This is a genomic window from Mycobacterium sp. TH-M82 (assembly GCF_057473605.1).
This window is the reverse complement of record NZ_JBYCKY010000898.1, coordinates 1-3154: the sequence shown is the minus strand read 5'-3', so window position 1 is coordinate 3154 and position 3154 is coordinate 1. Positions and strand designations below refer to the sequence as shown.

4 protein-coding genes are annotated in these 3154 nt (G+C 64.6%); 1 reads left to right on the top strand and 3 read right to left on the bottom strand.

Annotation, left to right across the window (positions count from 1 at the left end; genetic code table 11):
• The 3 genes from AC2VON_RS26210 to AC2VON_RS26200 all read right to left on the bottom strand — a co-directional run.
• Positions 1–743: rolling circle replication-associated protein (locus AC2VON_RS26210; protein WP_486955426.1), on the bottom strand; the 743-nt coding region annotated here is incomplete at its 3' end.
• Between the two features lie 619 nt (positions 744–1362).
• Positions 1363–1794 (bottom strand): hypothetical protein, encoded by a 432-nt coding sequence (locus AC2VON_RS26205; RefSeq protein ID WP_486955425.1) that lies wholly within the window; start codon positions 1792–1794, stop codon positions 1363–1365.
• On the bottom strand, positions 1791–2159 hold the full coding sequence (locus AC2VON_RS26200) for a hypothetical protein (protein ID WP_486955424.1): 369 nt from the start codon (positions 2157–2159) through the stop codon (positions 1791–1793). The genes AC2VON_RS26205 and AC2VON_RS26200 overlap by 4 nt, the downstream gene beginning before the upstream one ends.
• A 257-nt stretch (positions 2160–2416) precedes the next feature.
• On the opposite strand from AC2VON_RS26200, the gene AC2VON_RS26195 reads away from it, so the two are divergent.
• Positions 2417–2560, top strand: coding sequence for a hypothetical protein (locus AC2VON_RS26195; RefSeq protein WP_486955423.1), 144 nt, complete (start codon positions 2417–2419; stop codon positions 2558–2560).
• The last annotated feature ends 594 nt before the right edge of the window (positions 2561–3154 follow it).

Sequence of the window (3154 nt, the reverse complement as noted above, 5' to 3'; positions counted from 1 at the left end):
TGAGTTTTCGACCAGCGGCGCAGAATCCGCCGAGCCCTAACAAAGTCCGTCGTATCGAGTTCCGCTGTGGCTATACGCTTTTCGAGCCCGACATACCCCCAGAACCGCCCAGGGCGCGAGCGCCACTGGTCCGGCACCTGGTGCTGGTACTCCTTCGGGTTGACCTCGCCGCTCAACGGCGACGAGTGCTTGCTGAAGTAGATCGCCAAGCGCTTCGGGTCGCTGGCCTTCATGCCCGCGATCAGGTCGACGCCCGTACCTGCCAAACGGTGCTTGCGCCGCTCATCCGCGACCGGGTGCGCGACGACATCGGCCCAGCTCCAGCCGAGCCAGCGCTTGAAGTCCGCCGCGCCGTCGCCGGGAATCGCGACGGTGCCCGCCGGAAGAACCATGTACAGGTGCAGGTGCGGAGCACCTCGCCGCTGGAATTCGAGCTTCCACAGCCCCGCCCAGGGCGTCCCCCACGTGCGCTCAAATCGCTTGCGCCACACCAGGAAATGCCGCTTGAACGCCGCAGCGGTCGGCGCGACCGTGAGCCAGTCGCCAGGCAGCGTCAGCGTCACCATGGCCGGGAGCCCGCCGAGCTGCTCCATCGGCGAAAAGTCCAGCTCAGCGAACGTTCGCATCATCCGCCGACGACTCGCAGGCGACCACCCGTGAACCTCGCCGCGCGCAGGCGAATCGCCGAACGGTGCCGGGTTGCCCGTCGTCGTCAGGGCGACGGTGCCCGCCGACACCTGCACCCAGAACTGCCTACCGTCTCGACGCTTCCGAGGCTTCCCAGCGGGGAACATGCCCGCCGCCGCCTCGACCAGATCGCCCGACGGGAACCCCGCCGTTCGAGGCGCTTCGCGCAGGTCACCGGGTTGCGCGGCAAGATATGGCACATATAACAAGCCCGGCGCGGCGGCCGGCTGGGGCACGGCGGCGGCAGCCTGGCCGGCTCCGCTCGACCCGCTCGCTCGTCCCTCACTCGGGGCACTCGCTGCGCCGGCCGGGGCGACCGTTACCGAGCCGATGCGCGCCAACGCTCGACCGTTGTCCGGGTCTTGCCTTATGCTCGCCAAAGAAGAACCGCTTCTTCCGAAGCCCCGCTGCGGTGTAGTCGCCAAACTTGGCCGCGCGGGGCTTTGCCCTTTTTTTCACTTGCGTCCCATCCTCAGCCCGGACGGGCAAGATTCCGCGCACCTCGGGTGCGCGTGTTGCGGTTCCCCTCCCCCCGCGCCGTCAGTCTGCGACGCCGCTCAAGGCCCGCGTCAAGGGCGCTTTCGCGTCGGCTCCGCCGATGCCCTACGGGCACCCTTGACCCAGGCACGCGCCGCCGAATTCTGCCTGTGCGGGGGGCGGGGAAGGTGTGGGCGATCAGACCTGGACCGCGATCCCTTTCTGCGTCTGCGTCACGCGGACAGCCCTACCGCAGAGCTGCACCAAGTCAGCCTTCGTGTCCTGGCGCAGCCAGAGCGCAGCCGTGCCGGGAAGCGGTAAGAATTCAACGAAACGCGCCCCCGTGCGCAGGATCTTCGGCCGGGTCACCGTCTCACCTTGGCGCCGGAACAACCCCCGTTCACACCAAGGGTTGTCCCAGTCCTCCGAGCCGTTCTTGAGCACCAGCGCGAAGCGCTCCAACGCCGTGCCGCGCACGGGCTGAGGAGCCCGACGAACCAGGTGCTGCACGTACAGCACCGCCGCACCGACGACCAGCGCCAGGACCCCGAGCTTCATCACCGCATGAATCAGCGGCGTGAAGTCGGGCAGCTCGAAGACCGGCGACGTCGGGGCCGGATGCCCGGTCACTCGTCGCTGCCTGTCGCGAAGAGTTCGCGCAGGTCGGCCTGCACCGTCACCTCGCCGACACCAGCGATCTTGACTGCGATCGCTGAGAACGCCGCTCCACGCAGAGACGCGATGAGCCCCGAACCCGTCAATTTCGCGATCGCTCCTGGCGTCAGCTTCTCCGCTTCGGTTACCGGCACCGACACCGTTGCCTCTGTGAATTCTCGCAGCTCAGGGACGTAAACCAGTCCCCGAGTGCCCCACTGCGGAACACCCGTTGCCGGATCGACCACCGGCCGGTCCGTCCGCTTCTCGCCCTCGTAGACGAACTTCTCCTTTGGGCTCTGGCTGCACACCAGCCAGATACCCGATGAATGCACCTCCACGTGCATACCTTTCTCTAGAACCGAAACTTCTTGCCCTGTCCATTCGCGCCGTTCGTCGCCATGACTGCACGCGGTGAACAAATAGAACGTAGCACGGAATTCGACGGTGTGCGCTTTTCATCCGTACAGGGATGGTGTACGAGACACCTGTCGTGAGCTGCGCTGATGCCGTCACGTCCCGCAAGTCAGCGTGTGACGTCCCCCTGTTTCCGCCCGCATTTCCGAATCTGTCGGACCTCATATCTATACTTGCGAGCATGAATAAAGAAACTAATTACTCCGAGTGGCTCGCCAAATGGGGCGATGCATATTCAACCGACGCAGAAAGACAAGACGCCTACCGCGAGCACCAAGCGAAGCTGGCCGAGATGCGCGAGGTTTTCGACTTGCCCGCTGACTGACTAAGCGAACTAAAATTCCTTCGCATGTTCCGACACCTCATCCGCATGACGCTCACTGCGCTCGTACTGACCACACCCTTATTCGGCATAGTCACTATCACCGCCGCTTCCGCGCCCACAGCAGAAGCGTCAACCTGCCCTGACAAGCGCTACACCCACTCATACGGGCCTGACGGACGCTACTACACCAAGGTCCACTTCTGTCACATGGAGACGTACCGCGACAAGTGGAACAGAAACGTCGCCACCGGCAGATGTATCTGCAACTGATCGCTCAGCTTCGCCAAATGTCCAGTGCGCGAGCAACTTTCGCGCCTAGCGTCGTTCCGCTGTTCGTCATCGTGAAGCCGCCGACCAGCTGACCCTGACCCATGAGCTGTCTTCGGCGCGTGACGCGGCGGTAGCGCGGCACACCATCCGCAGTTTCTCCGCGCCGGACCGCGACTTTCGCCACGCGGGGCCGGTGGGTCGGCGGTCCATTTAGCGGGTATGAGCTCTGAGTTTTCGACCAGCGGCGCAGAATCCGCCGAGCCCTAACAAAGTCCGTCGTATCGAGTTCCGCTGTGGCTATACGCTTTTCGAGCCCGACATACC